This is a genomic window from Mycobacterium sp. 1465703.0, from assembly GCF_001672975.1.
GTDB lineage: Bacteria > Actinomycetota > Actinomycetes > Mycobacteriales > Mycobacteriaceae > Mycobacterium.
In genome coordinates this window covers 1-21,158 of the sequence record NZ_LZKU01000238.1, presented here as the reverse complement: position 1 = coordinate 21,158, position 21,158 = coordinate 1, and the positions used below count along the sequence as shown (strand labels likewise).

The following is a 21,158-nucleotide window of genomic DNA, read 5'->3' as shown; positions in this document are numbered from 1 at the left end:
CTGAGGCGTCCGGCCAGGCGGGCTCAGCCCTCCGCGAAGTTGCGGGTGACGGCCGGGTCCACCGGGATGCCCGGTCCCGTCGTCGTCGAGACCACGATCTTGCGCAGATAACGACCCTTGGACGCGGACGGCTTGAGCCGCAGCACCTCGTCGAGCGCGGCGCCGTAGTTCTCGGCCAGGGCCTTCTCGTCGAACGAGGCCTTGCCGATGACGAAGTGCAGGTTGGCCTGCTTGTCCACCCGGAAGTTGATCTTGCCGCCCTTGATGTCGGCCACGGCCTTGGCGACATCGGGGGTCACGGTGCCGGTCTTGGGGTTCGGCATCAGGCCACGCGGACCGAGCACGCGGGCGATGCGACCCACCTTGGCCATCTGGTCGGGGGTCGCGATCGCGGCGTCGAAGTCCAAGAATCCGCCCTGGATCTTCTCGATCAGGTCATCGCTGCCGACGATGTCGGCGCCGGCGGCCTGCGCCTGCTCGGCCTTGTCACCGACGGCGAACACCGCGACACGGGCGGTCTTACCGGTGCCGTGCGGCAGGTTGACCGTGCCGCGCACCATCTGGTCGGCCTTGCGCGGGTCGACGCCCAGCCGGATCGCCACCTCGACGGTCGAGTCCTGCTTGCTCGACGACGTCTCCTTGGCGAGCTTGGCCGCTTCCAGCGGGGAGTAGAGGTTGTCGCGGTCCACCTTCTCGGCGGCGGCGCGATATGCCTTGCTGTTCTTGCTCATTCATTCATCCAATCGGGTGTTGGGTCGTGGTTGGAAAGCGGGCCGAAGCTGGCCCTCCCACGGGTGGGGTCACCTATTCGACGGTGATCCCCATCGACCGGGCGGTGCCGGCGATGATCTTGGCGGCCGCGTCGATGTCGTTGGCGTTCAGATCGGTCTTCTTGGTCTCGGCGATCTCTTTGACCTGATCCCAGGTGACCTTGGCGACCTTGGTCTTGTGCGGCTCGGCCGATCCCTTGCCCACACCGGCGGCCTTGAGCAGCAGCTTGGCGGCGGGCGGGGTCTTGAGCGCGAAGGTGAAGCTGCGGTCCTCGTAGACCGTGATCTCCACCGGGATGACCTGGCCGCGCTGGTTCTCCGTGGCAGCGTTGTATGCCTTGCAGAACTCCATGATGTTGACGCCGTGCTGACCGAGCGCGGGCCCGACCGGCGGCGCCGGGTTGGCCTGCCCCGCCTGGATCTGAAGCTTGATCAGCCCGACGACTTTCTTCTTCGGGGCCATGAGATTGTGCGGTTCCTTCCTGGTTTACGCCCGGCGTATGCGCCGGTTTAGAGCTTGGAGACTTGGCTGAAGGTCAACTCGACCGGGGTTTCGCGGCCGAAGATCGACACCAGCACCTTGAGCTTCTGCTGTTCGCCGTTGACCTCGCTGATGGTGGCCGGCAGCGTCGCAAACGGCCCGTCCATCACCGTCACCGATTCGCCGACCTCGTAGTCGACCTCGATGGCCGGACGTTCCAGACCGCCGACCTCTGCGACGGCCGCGGTGGTGGCCGCACCCTTGGCGGCCTTCTTCGTCGCGCCGCGCGGCAGCAGGAACTTCACCACGTCGTCGAGCGTCAGCGCCGACGGACGCGAGGTCGCCCCGACGAACCCGGTGACGCCCGGGGTGTTGCGCACCGCGGCCCACGAGTCGTCGGTCAGATCCATGCGCACCAGGATGTAGCCGGGCAGCACCTTGCGGTTGACCTGCTTGCGCTGGCCGTTCTTGATCTCGGTCACCTCTTCGGTGGGCACTTCCACCTGGAAGATGTAGTCGCCGACGTCCAGGTTCTGCACACGCGTTTCGAGGTTGGCTTTGACCTTGTTCTCGTATCCCGCGTAGGAGTGGATGACATACCAGTCGCCGGGCTTGCTGCGCAGCTCCGCCTTGAGCGTGGCGGCCGGATCGGCCTCCTCGGCCGACTCGGCGGGAGCCTCGGCAGTCTCGGGCGCGCCGTCGGCGGCCTGGTCCGCAGTCGCCTCGGTGACCTCAGCGGCTGCGGAAGTGTCCGTGGCCTGCGCCTGGGCGGCCTCGTCCACGTCGACCGCGTCACCCGCGGACGGGTCACCGTCGAAGGTAGTCACGGTTTGAGTCCTCTCTGTCACTCGCTCAGCCGAACACCAACAGCACCAGCTTGGTCAGGCCGAAATCCGCCAGGCCGACCAGCGCCACCATGAAGGCCAGGAAAGCCAGCACAACGGAGGTGTAAGTGAGCATTTGCTTGCGGTTGGGCCAGATGACCTTCCGCATCTCTGCAACCACCTGCTTGAGGTAGTTGTAGACGAACACGAACGGGTTGGCCCGCTGGTCGCCGGCTTTCTTGGGCTTTGCAGCCTTGGCTTTGGCGCCCTTTTTGGTCTTCTCCTGGGTGGAGACTTCGACCTCGTCCGACGACTCGGTGTCTTCGCCGGCCTCGGCCGCCCGCTGCCGGGACCGCTTGCCCGTGGGGCGCTGTGGCCGCGTCACCACCGCTGTCCGACCGCCGCTCGCGCGGCCGTCCTCTTTGTCAGTGCCGTCGCTTGCGGCGTCGTTGGCAACGTCGCCTTCGTCGCTCACCGCATGCTCCTTTGTTTGCTAGTACCGGAGAGCCGTCCCATCAGTGGCGGCACATACTTCCAGTGTCCACCATGGCACATCCCTCATCGTCTGGTTCCTCTTCAGGCCGTCCCGGCCTGCGTCGTCACCGGACGTTTCGTCTTCAGCAGGGGCGACAGGACTTGAACCTGCAACCTGCGGTTTTGGAGACCGCTGCTCTGCCAGTTGAGCTACGCCCCTTCGCGGTTGGCAGGCCAACCTGCGCTTACCTACCGGGGCTTACATGACTCGCGCGCCTTCCGATTGGTCGACTCACGGAAAGCGCGCTAATGCTGGGAAAACCCCGAGGACCGAGTGTACTTGATTGCCCCTAAGCGCGGGAAATCCAATACCAATTACGCCGTTCTGACGACCTGGCCGGATTCCGGGTCCCAGCGCAGGTTCGCGGAGTTGTCAGCGTACTGGCCCATCAGCGTGGTGTAGGCCTCCAAGACCACCTCATCCTTGTCATTGGTGCAGATGTTCTTGGTCACGACGATGTCGGCGCCGAAACGCTCATCCACCGACACGATGTCCATCCGGGCCCACAGCTTGTCACCGGCCTTGATCGGTTTGGTAAACACAAACCGCTGGTCGACCTGGACGATCACCAGCGTCTCCATGCCGATGTCGACGTGCCGGAAGAAGTCGAGCTGGACCAGCTTGGCGAAGATGGTCGCAAAGGTCAGCGGTGCGACGATCGCATCGTGGCCGAGTGCGGCGGCTACGCTCTCGTCGTAGTGGGCTCGGTGATCATTCTTAATGGACAGCGCGAACTGGCGCAGTTGCTCCCGCCCAACGACGAAATAATCCGGATACCGCCAGATCATTCCGCGGATGTCTGTTTTGAGCGCCATGGCCTACGCGAGGATTGCGGACGCGATCGCCCTGCCGAAAATCTTCTTGCCGCCGGTGGTGGCCGTCAGCGCGATGGTCACGGCCTTGGTCTCGGGATCGGCAGACTTCACCCGTCCGCTGAAGACGAGCTCGGCCCCCTTACCGTCGTTGGGTACCGGCACCACCGCGGTGAACCGCACGTTGTACTCGGTCACGGCACCCGGGTCACCGATCCACGAGGTGACATAGCCCCCGCCGATGCCCATGGTGAGCATGCCGTGCGCAATCGCGGTGTCCAGGCCGACGACCTTGGCCATTTCGTCGTCCCAGTGGATCGGGTTCAGGTCGCCGGAGACGCCCGCGTAATTCACCAGATCCTGCCGGGTGAGCGGGTAGGTCTTCTCCGGAAGTTGGTCACCCACCTTCACCGAGCTGAACTCACGCAGTGGCATCAGTAAATCCCTCTTCTCCATCCTCACCGGCACGGCCCGCCAGGGTCGTGTAGGTCTCCTGCACGACGTCACCGGCTTCGTTGGTGATGACGTTTTTGGTCACGATGATCTGGGTGCCGTGCGACACACGCACCGAGTCCACATAGACGTCGCAGTACAACCTGTCCCCGGCCACCAGCGGCGCAAAAAACTTCAGCACCTGGTCGACCTGAACGATCTGTGCGTCGTGGACGGCGATGTTGGCGTGCTTGAAGAACGCCGTCTGCGCCTGGTAGCCGAACACGCTGACGAACGTCAATGGGGCGAGCAGCCCCTGGTAGCCAAGTTCGGCCGCCGCCTTCTCCTCGAAGAACGCGGCGTCGTCGTTTTGCACCGCCGTCGCGTATTCGCGAATCTTCTCCCGCTCCACCTCGTAATGATCGGGATAGCGATAGTGCATCCCGACGATGTTTGTGGTTAACGGCACGGCTCTAAAACTTACCTAGTCAATCGAAAGAAACGCTTGCGGGTGGCCGCTAGCGTGTCTCGCGATGCGCCTGGTGCTTACCGCAGTTCGGGCAGAACTTCTTCAGCTCCAGTCGGTCCGGGTCGTTCCGGCGGTTTTTCTTGGTGATGTAGTTGCGGTGTTTGCACACCTCGCATGCCAAGGTGATCTTCGGCCGCACGTCGGTACTGGAAGCCATGACGGTTCTCTCTCAATTCCTTCAAAAAAACTGTGCTGTTGTGTTGTAGCGATGGCCGGACTCGAACCGGCGACCTAACGATTATGAGTCGTTCGCTCTAACCGACTGAGCTACATCGCCTCTGGCCACCCCTTTTGGGGTCGGGGCCGCCACGCCTGCTCGGCGTCCGCCGAGCCCCCTAACGGAATCGAACCGTTGACCTTTTCCTTACCATGGAAACGCTCTACCGACTGAGCTAAGGGGGCCGTTCACCCGCAGCGATCTCCTCCGCGCGGGCCTAAAAGAGGGTACAGCCTGGCGCGCAGCGGAACCAAACCACGGGTAGCCGCAGTGCCGTCCGCTGCGGGTGGTTCGAAATCGCGGGCTCAACCGGCAATTGATGAGGTCGGGGCAAACATCACCCGCCGCCGGCGCTACGCCGGGGCTCCCAGGCGCTGAGGTCGCTGAATTCGTCGTACTCGTCCTCCTGGTCGAGGGAATCGCCGTTGCTGAGCAGGGTTCGCAACGCGAGGTTGACCGCCTCGCGCACGTCGGCGAGATGGAAGCGCCGGATCGCCTCATCGGCCAGATCCACGTCGACCTCGATTTCGACCTTCTTCCTCATGCGCCAACCATACCCGCTGCATACCGGCCCAATCGGGTGTGAAACGGCGGTGTCGGGCACCGTGTGTCGGGCCGAATCCGAACTGGCGGCGGTCTACTCGCTGCAGGTCTTCGCGCAGGCCCTAGTCTGGTCACGTGCCAGAGGACCGGCTGTACTTTCGTCAATTGCTCTCCGGTCGCGACTTCGCCGCCGGCGACATGATTGCGACCCAGATGCGCAACTTCGCCTACCTGATCGGCGACCGGCAAACCGGGGACTGTGTGGTCGTCGACCCGGCCTACGCCGCCGGCGATCTGCTCGATGCACTCGAGGCCGACGGCATGCACCTGTCCGGGGTGCTGGTGACCCACCATCACCCCGACCATGTGGGCGGATCGATGATGGGGTTCGCGCTGGCGGGCCTGGCCGAACTGCTGGAGCGCGCGCCGGTGCCGGTGCACGTCAATACCCATGAGGCGCTGTGGGTTTCGCGAGTCACCGGGATAAGCATGGCGGACCTGACCGCCCACGAGAACCATGACAAGGTCAGCATCGGCGACATCGAGATCGAGTTGTTGCACACTCCCGGCCACACGCCGGGCAGTCAGTGCTTCCTGCTCGACGGCCGTCTGGTCGCCGGTGACACGTTGTTCTTGGAGGGCTGTGGGCGCACCGACTTCCCCGGCGGCGACTCCGACGAGATGTACCGCAGCCTGCAGCGGCTCGCGACGTTGCCCGGTGACCCGACGGTTTTCCCGGGGCATTGGTATTCGGCGGAGTCCAGTGCCTCGCTGTCGGACGTCAAGCGGTCCAACTACGTGTATCGGGCCAGGGATCTTGACCAATGGCGGATGTTGATGGGCGGCTGAGGTCCCCCAGGGATGGCTCGGTCACAACCATCCGGCGACCGCCCCTTGTGATATAAGCGGAGGGTGGATTCCATGGGTTGGATCCAGGACAGCTGGCATGGTGTCACGCACGTCGGGTCCGGTACCTGGATTGCGTGGGCAGCGTGGGCGGCAATCGTCCTGGCCATCGTCACGCTGGTCTTCACCAACAGCCAGATCAGCCGCAATCGCCGGGTGGCGGCCGAGCAGACCCGCCCGCACGTCGCGGTGTTCATGGAGCCGCATTCCGCCGACTGGCACGTGATCGAACTCGTGGTTCGCAATTTCGGCCAGACCGCGGCGTACGACATCGGGTTCTCCTTTCTCAATCCACCCACGGTGGCCGAATACGAGAACGCCACCGACGGTTACGCCGACGTCGTCGAACTGCAGCTGCCCCGCCGGCTGCCGATGCTGGCCCCCGGCCAGGAATGGCGCATGGTGTGGGATTCCGCGCTCGACCGCGCCGAGATCGGCAGCGGCATCGAGTCCCGCTTCACCGGCACCGTGACCTATTACGACCGGCCCGACCGGCCGCACCGCCGGCGGTTCTGGCAGCGGGAGCGTTCACCGCTGCAGACCGACGTGGTGCTGGACTGGAATGCCCTGCCGCCCGTCCAGCGCATCGAGTTGATGACCACCCATGACCTGGCGAAGCGGGAAAAGGAGAAGCTGGAGCTGCTGCGCGGCCTGCTGACCTATTTCCACTACGCCAGCAAGGAGACTCGTCCCGAGGTATTCCGCAGCGAGATCGAAAGGATCAACTCCGCGGTCCGCGAAACCCAAGACAGATGGCGCACCCGCCAACTCGACGAACCCACCGATGTCAGCCTGCGCTGGAGTAACGCCGAAGACGACCTGGGCAGACACCACAGCCAGCCCGCGTGACGGCAAGGAGCAACCGATGAGCGCCCCGGTCCACTACAGCACCAAGGACTCCATCGCCGTCATCAAGATGGACGACGGCAAGGTCAATGCGCTGGGCCCCACCATGCAGCAGGCCCTCAACGACGCGATCGACCAGGCCGACCACGACAAGGTCGGGGCGCTGGTGATCACCGGGAACGAGCGGGTGTTCAGCGGCGGCTTCGATCTCAAGATCCTCACCTCCGGTGAGGTGCAGCCCGCGATCGACATGCTGCGGGGCGGGTTCGAGCTGGCGTATCGCCTGCTGTCGTATCCCAAGCCGGTGGTGATGGCATGCACCGGCCATGCCATCGCGATGGGGGCGTTCCTGTTGTCGTCGGGCGATCACCGGGTGGCCGCGCACGCCTACAACATTCAGGCCAACGAGGTCGCCATCGGCATGGTCATCCCGTATGCCGCGCTGGAGATCATGAAACTGCGGCTGACACCCTCGGCGTACCAGCAAGCCAGCGGGCTGGCCAAGACGTTCTTCGGTGAAACCGCCCTCGCCGCAGGCTTTATCGACGAGATCGTGTTGCCCGAGGTGGTGCTCGACCGGGCCGAAGAAGCCGCCCGTGAATTCGCCGGCCTGAACCAGCGCGCGCACGCCGCCACCAAACTGCGCACCCGCGTCGACGCCCTGGCGGCCATCCGTGCCGGCATCGACGGGATCGAAGCCGAATTCGGGGTGTGAGCCGCGCGGCGCCCGACGGTTTCGCGGGCCACTGCCGGGGAATTCACCGGAATGGCCGTCGATCGCATCGCGGACCACTGGGGCACGCGGACCCCGTACGGACCCGGCACCCGATGGCCGGAGCGAGTCCGTGCGACTACACCGGCTTGAGCTATGCCAAGTTGCGCAGCGGCATCCAATAACCTTGTGACGCAGAGCATCCCGACGGCACCGAGCGGCTGTATGCGGATGCGAAATTGTGGGCCGCACCGCGGCACGGCCGTCACTACGGTTTGCGCCTGTCCGCCGACCCACACACCGGCGCGATCACCGGTTTCGTGCAGTCGCGGATGAGTGGCCCGCTGCGCGTCGGCCCGAGCCCGCCCTGGCGCTGCTCGCCGACCTGCGGCGGATTCACCGGCTGGCGGCCGGGGTGTCGCTGAATTGGGAGCTGCTGGCCCAGGCCGCCCAGGCCGCCAAGGATTCCGAACTGCTGAGCGTGACGTCGCGCTGTCACCCCGAGACGCTGCGACAGATGCGCTGGGCCAACGCGATGCTGAAAGAACTTTCTCCGCAAGTCTTGATGAACTGAACGGCGAACGCGGTGGCCGCCGTTGGCGGCCACCGCGTTCCCTTCGCCTCCTCAAACGCCAGTCTGACATGCGCACGACGCGCAGTCACGTCGTCCTTCAGTGACCACCGGTCAGTTATCCGCCGCAACCCATTGATAGGGAAGGAATTTCCCGTCGAAGGTCACCACTATCCGATCACCGGACGAGTGCGACTTCTTCTGCAGGTCGATGCTGAAGTTGATGGCACTCATGATGCCGTCGCCGAACTGTTCGGCGATGATTTCCTTCAGGGCGCCACCGTAGACCTGCAGGGCTTCGTAGAAGCGGTAGATGGTCGGGTCCGTCGGCACGGCGGTGGGCAGCCCGCCACGCATCGGGACGGCGGCGAGCAGCGCCACCGCGGATTCGTCGAGGCCGAGCTTCGCGGCCAGCACCTTGGCCTGCTCGACCGGAATCGGATGCTGACCCAGCAGCGCCGCTGTGGTCCACACCACCGGCCGGTCTATGGCGTCGGCGAGTTCCTGCCAGGTCAGCCCTTTGGCCAGCCGCGCGACGACGATCTGTTCGGTGAGTTCGTTTCTCGTCATGCGGTTCAGCATGCACGGTGGCCCTGCCGATCGCATTCGGCTTCTACGGCGTACTCAGCCACCCGGGCGTCATCCCGGCTTGGTCGCGGTGACCAGGCGGGTGGAGAACCAGGGGCCGCCGTACCACATGTGCCAGCCCAGGTTGCGCCGCCGCACGTCGAGCCAACCGAGTTCGCGCAGCCGGGCGGCGTGTTGACGCGTCTCCCACAGATCGGCGATGGCGAGTCGCCCACCAGGCCGCAACACGCGCACGGCTTCGTCGAGCGCCTCACGACGGCCGGCGTGGCCCGGGATGTTGTGGATGGCCAGGTTGCTCACGATCACGTCGACGCTCTCGTCGGCGAACGGGAGCGCGGTCATGTCGGCGGTGTGTAAGTCGACGCGATCGGCGACGCCTTCGGCCACGGCGTTGGCCAGCGTCGCCTGTTCGGAGTTGTCGGTCTGGTCGGCCTGCCACAGATCAACACCGATTGCGCGGCCCCGCGGCAACCGCTTGGCCGCCGCCAGCAACACCGCACCGCGTCCACATCCGAGGTCGAGCACCGTTTCGTCGCCCGCCAGTCGCAGATCGCGCAGGACTCGGTCCCAGACCACGAATTTCCCGCTGCGGGTGGCGTGCATGTACAGGACCACGGCGCCCACCACCCCGGCGAAAGACACCGTGGCCATCGCCGCCCGAAGCCGCTTGCCGCGCGCCCAGCTGATCCCGGCAAACACAGCCAGGCCGGCGGCTTGGGCGCCGACACCTATCGCCTGTGCGCGTGCCGAGATGGTGTGAAAAGAACCGTCAACCCCGTAATCGCCCTGGTGGTCATGCACGCCCATCAGCCTACGACTCGACAACGCGCCGAAGGCTTTTCACCGTGGCGATCACCAACCGCCGTGGTGCACGACCTCGGAGAACGGCCGCCGATTCGGTTTGCGGATCGGGGTCAGCGGGCGATCGGCGGGATAGCCGACGCCGAGCAGAAACGCCACCAGGTGATCATCGGGCACACCGAGGATGGCGCGTGCCTTCTCCTGGTCCCCGACCGACGAATGGCCGGTCCCTATCCCCAGGTCGGTGGCGGCGATCATCATCGCCATGGTGGCCTGGCCGACGTCGTAATTGTCGGTCACTACTCGGCGTTCATCGGGCGGCACCGGGACCACGATGGCAATCGCGGCCGTGGCCGACGCGATATGGCCCGCACCTCGCCAGACAGTGGACAGCTCTTGCAACTGGTCACGGTCGGTGACGATAACGAAGTCCCACGGTTGGCGGTTTTTCGCCGACGGCGCCCGCCAGCCGGCTTCGGCGATACGATCCAGGTCCTCCGCCGGTATCGGCTTCGGCTGGTACTCCCGCACGTTGCGCCGCGCGCAGATCGCGTCCCAAGCTTCCATCTGCTTCCCTCCAGCAACTGTTTTCCCGACTAAACCGGCGTAGCATCGGTTGGATTCCCAGGTGGGTAATAGCGCATTCGCCCGTGGTCTAGTGCCGACAACCGTGGATAGACGGGCGCCAACGCATCCAAACACCTTGGGCCACAGATCATCACGATGTCCTACGGATCAGTGGTCGGGTTTGGGGCCACATTTCCGGGAAGGAAGACGTGGTGAACCAACCGAGCGGCCGACTCGTCAACAACTGAATGGCCCCAAGTCAGAAAGGCGGGTAGCCGCCCGTGGCAGAGCACTTGACGCCGCACTTCGAAGAGGTGCAGGCCCATTACGACCTGTCCGACGACTTTTTCCGGTTATTCCTCGACCCCACCATGACGTACAGCTGCGCGTACTGGGATCGCAACCGGGACATACCGCTGGAAGAGGCGCAGCGGCGCAAGATGGACCTGTCGCTGGGCAAACTGGGTCTGCGGCCGGGGATGACGCTGCTGGACATCGGGTGCGGCTGGGGAGGCACCATGCGCCGCGCGATCGAGAACTACGACGTGAACGTCGTCGGTCTGACCCTGTCCGAGCACCAGGCCGCTCACGTGCAGAAGATGTTCGACGCGATGGACACCGAACGCAGTAGGCGGGTGCTGCTGCACGGCTGGGAAGAATTCGACGAACCCGCCGACCGGATCGTGTCCATCGGCGCGTTCGAGCACTTCGGGTATGACCGCTACGACGATTTCTTCGCGATGGCCTACCGCACCCTGCCCGAGGACGGGGTGATGCTGCTGCACACCATCACCATGCTGACTCCCGATCAGATCCTCGAGCGCGAACTGCCGATGACCCAGGAGCAGACCAGCTTCAACGAATTCATCGCCACCGAGATCTTCCCGGGCGGGCAGTTGCCGGCGATCGAGGTGGTGGAGTTTCACGCGTCGAAGATGGGCTTCAATCTCAAACGCAGGCAGTCGCTGCAGCTGCACTACGCCCGTACGCTCGATCACTGGGCCGACGCGTTACAGGCGCACCACAGCGAGGCCGTCGAAATCCAGTCCGAAGAGGTCTACCAGCGCTACATGCGGTATCTGACCGGCTGCGCCAACGCATTCCGCGTCGGATACATCGACGTCAACCAGTTCACGCTGGCGAAATAGGCCGCACCCGCGTGCCGGGCGACACACTCCGCGGGCGTAACCGCCCACCCGCGTCGGTGTTCGGGTTTATCGTGACAGCGCAATGCCGCTTCATCTACATCGTGCCGAGCGCACCGATCTGCTGGCCGACGGTCTCGGCGCTCTGCTGGCCAACCCGCTGACCGATCCGTTCGCCACCGAACTCGTCGTGGTACCGGCGCGCGGCGTGGAGCGCTGGCTCAGTCAGCGGTTGTCGCACCTGCTCGGCGGCTCGGGTGGCGGTGACGGAGTGTGCGCCGGCGTCGTGTTCCGCAGTCCGGGTTCGTTGATCGCCGAGATCACCGGCACCGCCGACGACGATCCGTGGTCACCGGACGCCCTGACCTGGCCGCTGCTGGAGGCGATCGACTGCTCGCTGGACGAGCCGTGGTGCCGCACGCTGGCCATGCACGTCGGGCACTTCCATACCGGCGCCGAGGCCGAGCTGCGCCAGGGTCGCCGATACGAGGTCGCGCGCCGGCTGGCCGGGCTGTTCGACTCCTACGCCCGGCAACGCCCGCAGTTGCTCATCGACTGGTGCGACGGCGACCCCGGTGATCTCGACAAGGACCTGCGCTGGCAGCCCGAGCTGTGGCGGGCGCTGGTGGCACGCGTCGCCGCCGATCCCCCGCATGTCCGCCACGCCAAGACCGTCGCGCGGCTGCGGGAGGCGCCCAGCGAGCTGCCGCCGCGGCTGTCACTGTTCGGACACACCCGGTTGAGCCGCACCGACGTCGAGCTGTTGGACGCGCTGGCCACCCACCACGATCTGCATCTGTGGCTACCGCACCCGAGCGACCAACTGTGGCGGGCGCTGGGCGGCACACACGGTGCGATTCCGCGGCGCGAGGACCGCAGCCATCGAGCGGTGTCCCATCCGCTGCTCGCGACGTTGGGACGAGACCTGCGCGAACTGCAGCGCGGCTTGCCGGCGGATCCTCGGACCGACGAATATCTGGCCGGTGGCCCCCGCCCGGACACGCTGCTGGGCTGGCTGCAGTCCGACATCGCCGCCAATGACGTTCGGCCGCAAGGCCGTACACCCGCGGCCGACGATCGATCGGTACAGGTACACAACTGCCACGGCCCGGCACGCCAGGTCGACGTGCTGCGCGAGGTGCTGCTCGGCCTGCTGCAGGATGACCCGACGCTCGAGCCGCGCGACATCCTGGTGATGTGCCCGGACATCGAAACCTACGCACCGCTGATCATGGCCGACTTCGGCCTGGGCGACGTGGTGCACGGCGCGCATCCGGCCCACCAATTACGGGTGCGGTTGGCGGATCGTTCGCCGATCCAGACCAATCCGCTGCTGGGGGTGGCCGCACAACTGCTGGCCCTGGCGGCCGGCCGGGTGACGGCCAGTGAGGTGCTCAACCTGGCCCAGGCCCCGCCGGTGCGCGCACGGTTCGGGTTCACCGATGACGACCTGGAGGCCATCACCCGCTGGGTCCGGCAGGCGAACATCCGGTGGGGATTGGACCAGCAGCACCGGCGGCCCTACCACGTCGACTTCGTGCACAACACATGGCGTTTCGGCATCGACCGGATACTGGCCGGCGTGGCGATGTCCGACGATTCGAACGCATGGATCGACGCCACGCTGCCGCTCGACGACGTCAGCAGCAACCGCGTCCAATTGGCCGGCCAATTGGCCGAATTCGTCGCCCGGGTACAGCACGTGGTCGACTCGCTCACCGGCACCCGGCCGCTGACCGAGTGGCTGACCAACCTCACCGAGGGCATCGAACTGCTGACCCGGGTCCGCGATTCGGATGCATGGCAGACCGGTCAGATGCAACGCGAGTTCGCCCGAACGGCTGCGCAGGCCGCATCTCGGGGCGATACCGTGCTGCGACTGCCCGACATTCGCGCGCTGCTCACCCAACGCCTCGCCGGACGCCCGACGCGGGCCAACTTTCGCACCGGCACCCTGACGGTGTGCACCATGGTGCCGATGCGCTCGGTGCCGCACCGGGTGGTGTGCCTGGTCGGTTTGGACGACGGACTCTTCCCGCGCCTCGGCATCGTCGACGGGGACGACGCGCTGGCCCGGTGCCCGATGACCGGGGAGCGCGACATTCGTTCCGAGGACCGGCAATTGCTGCTCGACGCTATCGGCGCGGCCACCGAGAAACTGGTGATCACCTACACCGGCGCCAACGAGTACTCGGGACAGCCCCGGCCGCCGGCCGTACCATTGGCCGAATTGCTGGACACCCTCGACATCACCACGACGACCAAGGTGCGTGACCGCATCGTCATCGAACATCCGTTGCAGCCGTTCGACATTCGCAATGTCATCCCGGGAAGACTCGTCCCGGACGTGCCGTTCAGTTTCGACCCCACGGTGCTGCGCGCGGCGCGCGCAACTACCGGCGAACACAGCGACCAGCCCCGGTTCATCTCGGCGCCCCTGCCGCCACCACCGGCAGGTGACGTCATCCTCGCCGATCTGGTCGGCTTCTTCAGAGACCCGGTGAAAGGTTTTTTCCGCGCACTGGAATTCACGCTGCCCTACGACGTCGACGGTGTGCAAGACGCCATGCCGGTCGACATCGACGGTCTCGAAGAGTGGACGGTCGGAGACCGGATGCTGGGCGACATCCTGCGCGGGATGAGCCCCGATGACGCGCGGCAGGCCGAGTGGCGCCGCGGCACCCTGCCGCCGGGCCAGCTGGGCTGGCGCACGGTCACCGAGATTCGCGACCAGGCCGCCGTGCTGGCGCAAGAGGCGCGGCGGCACCGCCCGGCCAGCGCCACCGCACATGACGTCGACGTCGATCTGGGCGGCGGACGGCGACTCACCGGCACGGTGTCGCCGGTGTATGGCGACCGCCTGGTGTCGGTGACGTATTCGCGGCTGGATGGCAAGCACCTGCTGGAATCGTGGATTGGGTTGCTGGCGTTGGCCGCCCAGGATCCGGGCCGAGACTGGTCGGCGGTGTGCATCGGCCGAATGCGCAGGGGCACAGGCATCCGGGTGCAGGGTCTGGGGCCGCCGCGCGACGGTGCGGACGCCGTCCGGTTGTTGAGTGACCTGGTGACAATCTATGACGCAGGCCGCCGCGAGCCGATTCCGTTGCCCATCAAGACTTCCTATGCCTGGGCGGCCGCGCGTTATGAGGGTGACGATCCGGAGCGCGCGGCGGAATATCGCTGGAAATCCGACCGATACCCGGGAGAGGACGAAGCGCCGGCTCACGTGCGGGCGTGGGGCAAAAACGCGCGACTGCGCGAGCTGATGCAGCCGGTGCGTTCGGGCGAGGAGTGCGACGGCGAAGACAACCGGCTCGGTGCCTACGCGGCCCGGGTCTGGCTGCCGATGTTGCGCGCCGAAAGTAAGCCGGTGTGATGGAGCGCTTCGACCTGTTGGGCGCGCTGCCGGCCGAGCGCTGCACCACCGTGCTGGAGGCCAGCGCGGGCACCGGCAAGACCTTCGCGCTGGCGTCTCTGGTCACCCGGTATGTCGCGGACGGCGCCGCGACGCTGGACCAGATGTTGCTCATCACCTTCGGCCGCGCCGCCAGCCAGGAGCTCCGCGAACGCGTTCGCTGCCAAATCGTCGATGCGGTAAGGGCTTTCGATGACCCGTCGACCGTCGGCGACAACCAGGTGATGGCGTACCTGCTGGACGGCACCGACGATGAGCGGGCGGCGCGCCGGCAGCGTCTTCGCGACGCGCTGGCCGGCTTCGATGCGGCGACGATCGCCACCACCCACCAGTTCTGCCAGCTGGTGCTGCGTTCGCTCGGGGTGGCCGGCGACACCGCGGCGAGCGTGACGCTGCTCGAGAGCCTCGACGACCTGGTGACCGAAATCGTCGACGATTTGTACCTGGCCCACTTCGGGCAGCAGCGCGACGATCCGGCGTTGCAGTATCGCGAAGCGCTGCGGTTGGCACGCGAGGTGGTCAAAAACCCATCGACCCAGCTGCGGCCGCGCGATCCAGATCCCGGCTCACGGGCCGCTATCAGTGTCGGGTTCGCCAATGATGTTCTGGCCGAGCTCGAGACACGCAAGCGCCGGCTCGGCGTCCTCGGCTATGACGATCTGTTGATCCGGCTGGCCGACGCGCTGGCCACCGACAACTCCCCCGCCCGGCTGCGCATGCATCAACGCTGGCCGATTGTCATGGTCGACGAGTTCCAGGACACCGACCCGGTGCAATGGCAGGTGATCGACCGCGCGTTCAGCGGGCGCTCCACCGTGATCCTCATCGGTGATCCCAAGCAGGCGATCTATGCGTTTCGCGGCGGTGACATCGTGACCTACCTGCGGGCGGCCGAGACGGCGGGACAGAAGAAGACGCTGGACACCAACTGGCGCAGCGATTCCGCGCTGCTGCAGCGGCTGCAGGTGGTGTTGCGCGGCGCTCAACTCGGTGACCCGGCGATCGTGGTGAACGACGTCGAGGCGCATCACACCGGCCATCGGCTCGCCGGTGCACCGCACAACGAACCGTTCCGGTTGCGGGTGGTGGGCCGGAAAACGTTGGGCCGCCGTGGTGTTCAAAACCTGCCGATCGATCAGGTACGTGAGCACATCGGTGCCGACCTCGCTGCCGACATCCGCACATTGCTGGCCAGCGGGGCCACCTTCGGGGGCAGACCGCTGCAGGCCCGCGATATCGCGGTGATCGTGGAGAAGCACCGGGATGCCCACGCATGTTTCAAGGCGCTCTGCGACGCGGGCGTCCCCGCGGTCTACACCGGCAACTCCGACGTGTTCACTTCGGCGGCCGCCGAGGATTGGCTGTGTCTGCTGGAGGCCTTCGATCAGCCGCACCGGCCCGGGATGGTGCGCGCGGCCGCGGCGACGATGTTCTTCGGGGAGACCGCCGAAACGCTGGCGGCCGGCGGTGACGCACTCACGGATCGGATCGCGAAAACCCTGCGGGAGTGGGCCGGTCATGCCCGCGAACGCGGGGTTGCGGCGATCTTCGAAGCCGCCCAGTTGCTGGGGATGGGCAATCGCGTGCTGGCCTGGCAGGGCGGTGAGCGGCAGATGACCGACCTGGCACATGTCACCCAGCTGTTGCAGGATGTCGCACACCGTGAGCATTACAGCCTGCCCGCGCTGCGTGATTGGCTGCGCCGGCAGCGTGACGAACGAAGCGGCGCACCCGAACGCAACCGCCGGCTCGACAGCGACGCCGCGGCCGTCCAGATCATGACCGTGTTCGTCAGCAAGGGGCTGCAGTACCCGATCGTGTACCTGCCGTTCGCCTTCAACCGCACCACCCAGGACAGCGATGTGGTGCTCTTCCACGATGAGGACGGCACGCGCTGCCTGCACGTCGGCGGCAAGGACAGCCCCGACTTCAAAACCGTTGAACGGCTGGGTCGTAAAGAGGACGCCAGCGATGACAGCCGGCTCACCTACGTCGCGCTCACCAGGGCACAGGCCCAGGTGGTGGCGTGGTGGTCACCGGCGTACTACGAACCCAACGGGGGCCTGTCGCGGCTGCTGCGCGGCCGCCGTCCCGGTGAACCGGTGGTCCCGGACCGATGTGAACCGGCGAAGATCTCCGATGACGACGCCATGGCCCGGCTGCGCGAGTGGGAGGCGGCCGGTGGGCCGGTCATCGAGGAATCGGTGGTGGCGCCGGCCCCGGCACTGCCCGCCGAGCCGGTACCCGAACGCCTGGAGAATCGTCACTTCCACCGCGGCATTGACACCGGCTGGCGGCGGACCTCCTATTCCGGTTTGATCCGGGTCGTCCAGGCCGGCGGGGTGAGCAGCGAACCGGAAGTCGGCGAGCTCGACGACGAGGTCGCCGATATCCCATTGGTATCCACGGTGTCCGGGCCCGACGTACCCTCCCCGATGGCGGAGCTTCCGGCAGGCGCCACCTTCGGCACCCTGGTGCACGCCGTGCTGGAGACGGCCGATCCGTTCGCCGCGGACCTGGCCGCCGAACTGGAAACGCAGATCCGGGCCCACTCGCCGTGGTGGCCGGTTGCCGCGGCTCCCGAGGAGTTAGCCGCGGCGATGATACCGATGCACGACACGCCGCTGGGCCCGATGACGGGCGGTATCACGCTACGCCAAATCGGACTGCGAGATCGGTTGCGCGAACTCGACTTCGAGCTTCCACTGGCCGGCGGTGACCGGGGTTCGACGGCGCCGCAGGTGCGGCTGGCCGATCTGGCTCCGCTGCTGCGCGAGCACCTGCCGGCCGACGATGTGCTGGCCTCCTATGCCGACCGGCTGGCCGACCCCGGCCTCGGCGAGCAGGCGTTGCGCGGATATCTCACCGGCTCGATCGACGCCGTACTGCGCATTCCCGACGGCTCGGCGCAACGCTTCGTGGTGGTGGATTACAAGACCAACCGGCTCGGAGATCCGGAGCGGCCGCTGACCGCCGCCGACTATGACCGCTCACGGATGGCCGAGGCGATGTTGCACTCGGATTATCCGCTACAGGCGCTGCTGTACAGCGCGGTGTTGCACCGGTACCTGCGTTGGCGATTGACCGACTACGACCCGCGCCGCCATCTCGGCGGCATCCTCTACCTGTTCGTGCGGGGCATGTGCGGCCCGGATACGCCGGTGTTCGACGGTCACCCGGCGGGCGTCTTTGGTTGGCAGCCGCCCTGGTCGTTGGTTGCGGCCCTGTCGGATCTGCTCGATGCCCAGGGGGTGGCGGCGTGACGGCCGAAGTGATGTCCGCGACCGGACTGTTGCGCACATTCTGTGATGCCGACGTTTTCGAGCCCGCCGATATTCATGTGGCACAACGACTTACCTCGCTCACCGGCGAATCCGACGAACGGGTGGGGCTGGCGGTTGCGTTGGTGGTGCGTGCGCTGCGGGGCGGTTCTGTCTGCGTCGATCTGCGCGCGTTGCCCGCACAGCTCGCCGCGGCCGATCTGCCGTGGCCCGACGCCGACGAGTGGATGGCGGCCGTGCGGGCCAGCGCATTAGTCCAGATGCCACCGGTGCTGCGGCTACTCGGTGATCTGCTGTACTTCGACCGGTACTGGCTCGAGGAGGAGCAGGTCTGCACCGATCTGCTGGCGCTTTCGGTGACCCCGGCCGCCGTCGAATCACCCACCTACGAAAGGCTTTTCCCGTCCGGCTACGACGAACAGCGGGCGGCTGCCGAAATCGCGGTGTCGCAGGCGGTAACCGTCCTCACCGGTGGGCCCGGCACCGGCAAGACGACCACGGTCGCGCGCCTGCTCGCGCTGCTGGTCGAGCAGGCGGAGCGGGCCGGTCTGCCGCGGCCCCGGATTGCGCTGGCCGCACCGACCGGCAAGGCGGCGGCCCGGCTGGCCGAGGCGGTGGCCGCGGGAATCGAGGAACTGACCGCGGTGGACAGGGCGCGGCTGACCGGCCTGCCGGGAACGACGCTGCATCGGCTGCTGGGGCCCCGACCCGATACGTCGGTGCGTTTCAAGCACAATCGCGGCAATCGACTGCCGCACGACGTCATCGTGGTCGACGAGACGTCGATGGTGTCGCTGACGATGATGGCCCGGCTGGTCGAAGCGGTCCGGCCGAACACCCGGCTGATTCTGGTCGGTGATCCCGACCAGCTGGCCTCGGTGGAAGCGGGAGCGGTGCTGGCCGATCTGGTGGACGGGCTGACCGCTCGTGACGACGTCCGGGTGGCCGCCCTGCGCACGCCGCACCGATTCGGCACGTCGATCGGCGCCCTGGCCGCAGCGATCCGGGTCGGCGATGCCGACCGCGTCGTGGCGCTGTTGGCGGCCGGCGGTGACCACATCGAGTGGGTCGATTCCGAGCGTCCCGCAGACCGGCTGCGTGAGGTGCTGGTGGCGCACGCGCTGCGGCTGCGGTCGGCCGCGCTGCTTGGCGCGGTTCCCGAGGCGTTGGCCACGCTGGACGAACACCGGCTGTTGTGTGCGCACCGCGAGGGTCCCTATGGCGCGGCGCACTGGAACATGCAGGTGCAGAAGTGGATTGGCGAAGCGACGGGTCAGTCGGCCTGGTCGCAGTGGTATGCCGGCCGCCCCCTGTTGGTGACGGCCAACGACTACGGGCTGCGTCTCTACAACGGCGACACCGGGGTGACGGTGGCGGGCGCGGATGGGTTGCGGGCCGTCGTGTCCGGCGCGACCGGGCCGTTGGACTTCGCGACCAGCCGCCTCGGCGAGGTGGAGACGATGCACGCCATGACCATTCACAAGAGTCAGGGCAGCCAGGCCGACGAGGTGACGGTGTTGATACCGCCGGAAGATTCGCGATTGCTGACGCGGGAATTGTTCTACACGGCGGTGACCCGGGCGAAGACCAGGGTGCGGGTGGTGGGGCCGGAGGCTTCGGTGCGCGCCGCGATCGACCGCCGCGCCATCCGGGCCACCGGATTGGCTCAGCGATTGAGTGCAAATAGCCGAGTGGGGTGAGCGCACACCGGTACGGAAGAATCGTCAGCGGCATGGACGACAACGACGCTCTCGCATCGGCATCGCGGCCCGGATCGCGCCGGGCCCACGTTGTGCGACTGGTCGTGTTCGCGGGGTTTCTGGCCGTCGTCTTCTATCTGGTGGCCGTGGCGCGGGTGATCAACATCGACGAGATCCGGCGCGTGGTGTCGGCCACCGGGCCGGCGGCGCCGCTGACCTATGTGGTGGTCTCGGCGGTGGTTGGCGCATTGTTCGTTCCGGGCTCGATCCTGGCCGCCGGCAGTGGGTTGCTGTTCGGTCCGGTGATGGGTGTTTTCGTGACGCTGGGTGCGACGGTGGGCACCGCGGTCGTCGCGAGTTTCGTCGGCCGCCGCGCCGGCCGGGACAGCGCACGCGCGCTGCTGGGCGCGGCGCGGGCCGACCGCATCGACACCGTGATCGGGCGCGGCGGCCTGTGGGCGGTCGTCGGCCAGCGCTTCGTTCCCGGCATCTCGGATGCGCTGGCCTCGTATGCGTTCGGGGCGTTCGGAGTTCCGGTGTGGCAGATGGCCGTTGGCGCGTTCATCGGTTCGGCTCCGCGGGCTTTCGCCTATACCGCGCTGGGCGCTTCGATAGGAAATCGGTCGTCGCCGTTGGCCTATGCGGCGGTGGGGGTGTGGTGTGTCAGCGCGATCGTCGGCGCGTTCGCCGCGCATCGCGGATACCGGAAATGGCGTAGACATCCAGCCGACGAAACCGGTGGCCCAGAGCCGGATTCGGAATCCCGCTAGCGAAGATCGGGCGGCCCGGTTTTGTCGGTGGTGGCTGCGATGATGAGGTCATGTCGTCGATCGCATCCGCTGGTTCTGTGGTGGTGGGTCCTGGCGAACGTCTGGAGGTGTTGTTCGAGGAGCTGGCGGAGTTGACCGGTCAGCGCAACGCGATTGATGGGCGCATCGTGGAGATCGTCGCCGAGATCGATGGCGACCAATTGTGGGGGGCTACCGGGGCGCGGTCGGTGCCGGCGTTGGTGGCCTGGAAGACGGGCTGTTCGCCGGCCAACGCGCACACGATCGCCACCATCGCGGGCCGGCTGCAGGAATTCCCGCGCTGCGCCCAGGGCATGCGCGAGGGCCGGTTGTCGGTCGATCAGGTCGGGGTGATCGCGGAGCGGGCCGGGGCGGGGTCCGATGAGCATTACGCGCAGCTCGCCGCGGTCGCCACGGTCAACCAGTTACGCACCGCGGTCAAGCTGGAACCGCGACCCGGACCCGAATCTCGGCCCGAGCCCGAGCGCTCGATCAGCAAGACCACCACCGAGCAGGGCAGCTGCTATCGGATCGCACTTGCCCACCACGACGCGGCGAAGTTCGACGCGGCCTTGGCGTCTCATCGCGATGCGTTGATCGCCGAGTGGAAGCGTGATCACGGCGACGGCGCGGGCGCTTCAGGTCAGCGGCCCCCGTTGCCTACCACCGCCGAGGCGTTTATGCGCCTGGTCGAA

Annotated in this window: 20 protein-coding genes, 3 tRNA genes and 2 pseudogenes; 10 read left to right on the top strand and 15 right to left on the bottom strand. The window is 66.6% G+C overall.

Going from position 1 to position 21,158, the window contains the following annotated elements; genetic code table 11:
- Positions 1–23: 23 nt before the first annotated feature.
- The 12 genes from rplA to A5625_RS22255 form a co-directional block, all read right to left on the bottom strand.
- Positions 24–731 carry a 50S ribosomal protein L1 gene (rplA, locus tag A5625_RS22310; RefSeq protein ID WP_066999119.1) on the bottom strand — a complete coding sequence of 236 codons (708 nt, stop codon included), beginning with the start codon at positions 729–731 and terminating at the stop codon, positions 24–26.
- 73 nt (positions 732–804) lie between these two features.
- Positions 805–1,233 (bottom strand): 50S ribosomal protein L11, encoded by a 429-nt coding sequence (rplK, locus tag A5625_RS22305; RefSeq protein ID WP_066999116.1) that lies wholly within the window; start codon positions 1,231–1,233, stop codon positions 805–807.
- 47 nt (positions 1,234–1,280) lie between these two features.
- The gene (nusG, locus tag A5625_RS22300) at positions 1,281–2,078 is read right to left on the bottom strand and encodes a transcription termination/antitermination protein NusG (RefSeq protein WP_066999113.1); all 798 of its coding nucleotides are present in this window, start codon (positions 2,076–2,078) and stop codon (positions 1,281–1,283) included.
- Positions 2,079–2,103: 25 nt separating this feature from the next.
- Positions 2,104–2,550: a preprotein translocase subunit SecE gene (secE, locus tag A5625_RS22295; RefSeq protein WP_066999109.1), complete on the bottom strand. Its 447-nt coding sequence runs from the start codon at positions 2,548–2,550 to the stop codon at positions 2,104–2,106.
- A gap of 146 nt (positions 2,551–2,696) precedes the next feature.
- Positions 2,697–2,769, bottom strand: a tRNA-Trp gene (locus A5625_RS22290).
- Between the two features lie 155 nt (positions 2,770–2,924).
- Positions 2,925–3,425, bottom strand: a complete 501-nt coding sequence (hadC, locus tag A5625_RS22285) for a (3R)-hydroxyacyl-ACP dehydratase subunit HadC (protein WP_066999108.1) — start codon at positions 3,423–3,425, stop codon at positions 2,925–2,927.
- Between the two features lie 3 nt (positions 3,426–3,428).
- Positions 3,429–3,857, bottom strand: coding sequence for a (3R)-hydroxyacyl-ACP dehydratase subunit HadB (gene hadB / locus A5625_RS22280; protein ID WP_066999105.1), 429 nt, complete (start codon positions 3,855–3,857; stop codon positions 3,429–3,431).
- Complete coding sequence (hadA, locus tag A5625_RS22275; RefSeq protein WP_369830034.1) at positions 3,844–4,296, bottom strand: (3R)-hydroxyacyl-ACP dehydratase subunit HadA; 453 nt, start codon at positions 4,294–4,296, stop codon at positions 3,844–3,846. Before hadA ends, hadB begins: the two co-directional genes overlap by 14 nt.
- Positions 4,297–4,372: 76 nt before the next feature.
- A complete protein-coding gene (rpmG, locus tag A5625_RS22270; RefSeq protein WP_003898538.1) occupies positions 4,373–4,540 on the bottom strand; it encodes a 50S ribosomal protein L33 in 168 nt (55 codons plus the stop codon).
- Between the two features lie 46 nt (positions 4,541–4,586).
- Positions 4,587–4,660 (bottom strand) — tRNA-Met (locus tag A5625_RS22265).
- Positions 4,661–4,712: 52 nt separating this feature from the next.
- Positions 4,713–4,785 (bottom strand) — tRNA-Thr (locus tag A5625_RS22260).
- A gap of 152 nt (positions 4,786–4,937) precedes the next feature.
- A complete protein-coding gene (locus A5625_RS22255) occupies positions 4,938–5,144 on the bottom strand; it encodes a type II toxin-antitoxin system VapB family antitoxin (protein ID WP_066999099.1) in 207 nt (68 codons plus the stop codon).
- Between the two features lie 134 nt (positions 5,145–5,278).
- Here A5625_RS22255 and A5625_RS22250 point away from each other — a divergent pair, with 134 nt between their 5' ends.
- The 4 genes and pseudogenes from A5625_RS22250 to A5625_RS22235 all read left to right on the top strand — a co-directional run.
- Positions 5,279–5,992 carry an MBL fold metallo-hydrolase gene (locus A5625_RS22250; protein ID WP_066999096.1) on the top strand — a complete coding sequence of 238 codons (714 nt, stop codon included), beginning with the start codon at positions 5,279–5,281 and terminating at the stop codon, positions 5,990–5,992.
- A 72-nt stretch (positions 5,993–6,064) separates the two neighbouring features.
- Positions 6,065–6,918: pseudogene (locus tag A5625_RS22245) on the top strand (hypothetical protein).
- Positions 6,915–7,610 (top strand): crotonase/enoyl-CoA hydratase family protein, encoded by a 696-nt coding sequence (locus A5625_RS22240; protein ID WP_066999090.1) that lies wholly within the window; start codon positions 6,915–6,917, stop codon positions 7,608–7,610. Before A5625_RS22245 ends, A5625_RS22240 begins: the two are co-directional and overlap by 4 nt.
- Before the next feature lie 251 nt (positions 7,611–7,861).
- Positions 7,862–8,181 (top strand): annotated as a pseudogene (locus A5625_RS22235) (hypothetical protein); the annotation flags it as partial.
- Between the two features lie 111 nt (positions 8,182–8,292).
- Here A5625_RS22235 and cynS read toward each other — a convergent pair.
- Genes cynS through A5625_RS22220 form a run of 3 tightly spaced genes read right to left on the bottom strand, consistent with a single transcriptional unit; the run spans position 8,293 to position 10,134 of the window.
- Positions 8,293–8,760 carry a cyanase gene (gene cynS / locus A5625_RS22230; RefSeq protein ID WP_066999087.1) on the bottom strand — a complete coding sequence of 156 codons (468 nt, stop codon included), beginning with the start codon at positions 8,758–8,760 and terminating at the stop codon, positions 8,293–8,295.
- A 57-nt stretch (positions 8,761–8,817) separates the two neighbouring features.
- Positions 8,818–9,567, bottom strand: a complete 750-nt coding sequence (locus A5625_RS22225) for a class I SAM-dependent methyltransferase (protein ID WP_066999542.1) — start codon at positions 9,565–9,567, stop codon at positions 8,818–8,820.
- A gap of 51 nt (positions 9,568–9,618) precedes the next feature.
- Positions 9,619–10,134 (bottom strand): nitroreductase family protein, encoded by a 516-nt coding sequence (locus A5625_RS22220; protein ID WP_066999084.1) that lies wholly within the window; start codon positions 10,132–10,134, stop codon positions 9,619–9,621.
- Positions 10,135–10,415: 281 nt separating this feature from the next.
- On the opposite strand from A5625_RS22220, the gene A5625_RS22215 reads away from it, so the two are divergent.
- The 6 genes from A5625_RS22215 to A5625_RS22190 form a co-directional block, all read left to right on the top strand.
- Positions 10,416–11,282: a cyclopropane mycolic acid synthase family methyltransferase gene (locus A5625_RS22215; RefSeq protein ID WP_066999081.1), complete on the top strand. Its 867-nt coding sequence runs from the start codon at positions 10,416–10,418 to the stop codon at positions 11,280–11,282.
- 82 nt (positions 11,283–11,364) lie between these two features.
- Positions 11,365–14,655 carry an exodeoxyribonuclease V subunit gamma gene (gene recC, locus A5625_RS22210; RefSeq protein WP_066999077.1) on the top strand — a complete coding sequence of 1,097 codons (3,291 nt, stop codon included), beginning with the start codon at positions 11,365–11,367 and terminating at the stop codon, positions 14,653–14,655.
- Positions 14,655–17,957 (top strand): exodeoxyribonuclease V subunit beta, encoded by a 3,303-nt coding sequence (gene recB / locus A5625_RS22205; protein WP_066999074.1) that lies wholly within the window; start codon positions 14,655–14,657, stop codon positions 17,955–17,957. Before recC ends, recB begins: the two co-directional genes overlap by 1 nt.
- Positions 17,958–17,968: 11 nt before the next feature.
- Positions 17,969–19,675 (top strand): exodeoxyribonuclease V subunit alpha, encoded by a 1,707-nt coding sequence (recD, locus tag A5625_RS22200; protein WP_066999540.1) that lies wholly within the window; start codon positions 17,969–17,971, stop codon positions 19,673–19,675.
- A gap of 32 nt (positions 19,676–19,707) precedes the next feature.
- Positions 19,708–20,445: a TVP38/TMEM64 family protein gene (locus tag A5625_RS22195; protein ID WP_066999071.1), complete on the top strand. Its 738-nt coding sequence runs from the start codon at positions 19,708–19,710 to the stop codon at positions 20,443–20,445.
- Positions 20,446–20,495: 50 nt separating this feature from the next.
- On the top strand, positions 20,496–21,158 hold a 663-nt coding region (locus A5625_RS22190; protein ID WP_156748458.1), incomplete at its 3' end, for a DUF222 domain-containing protein.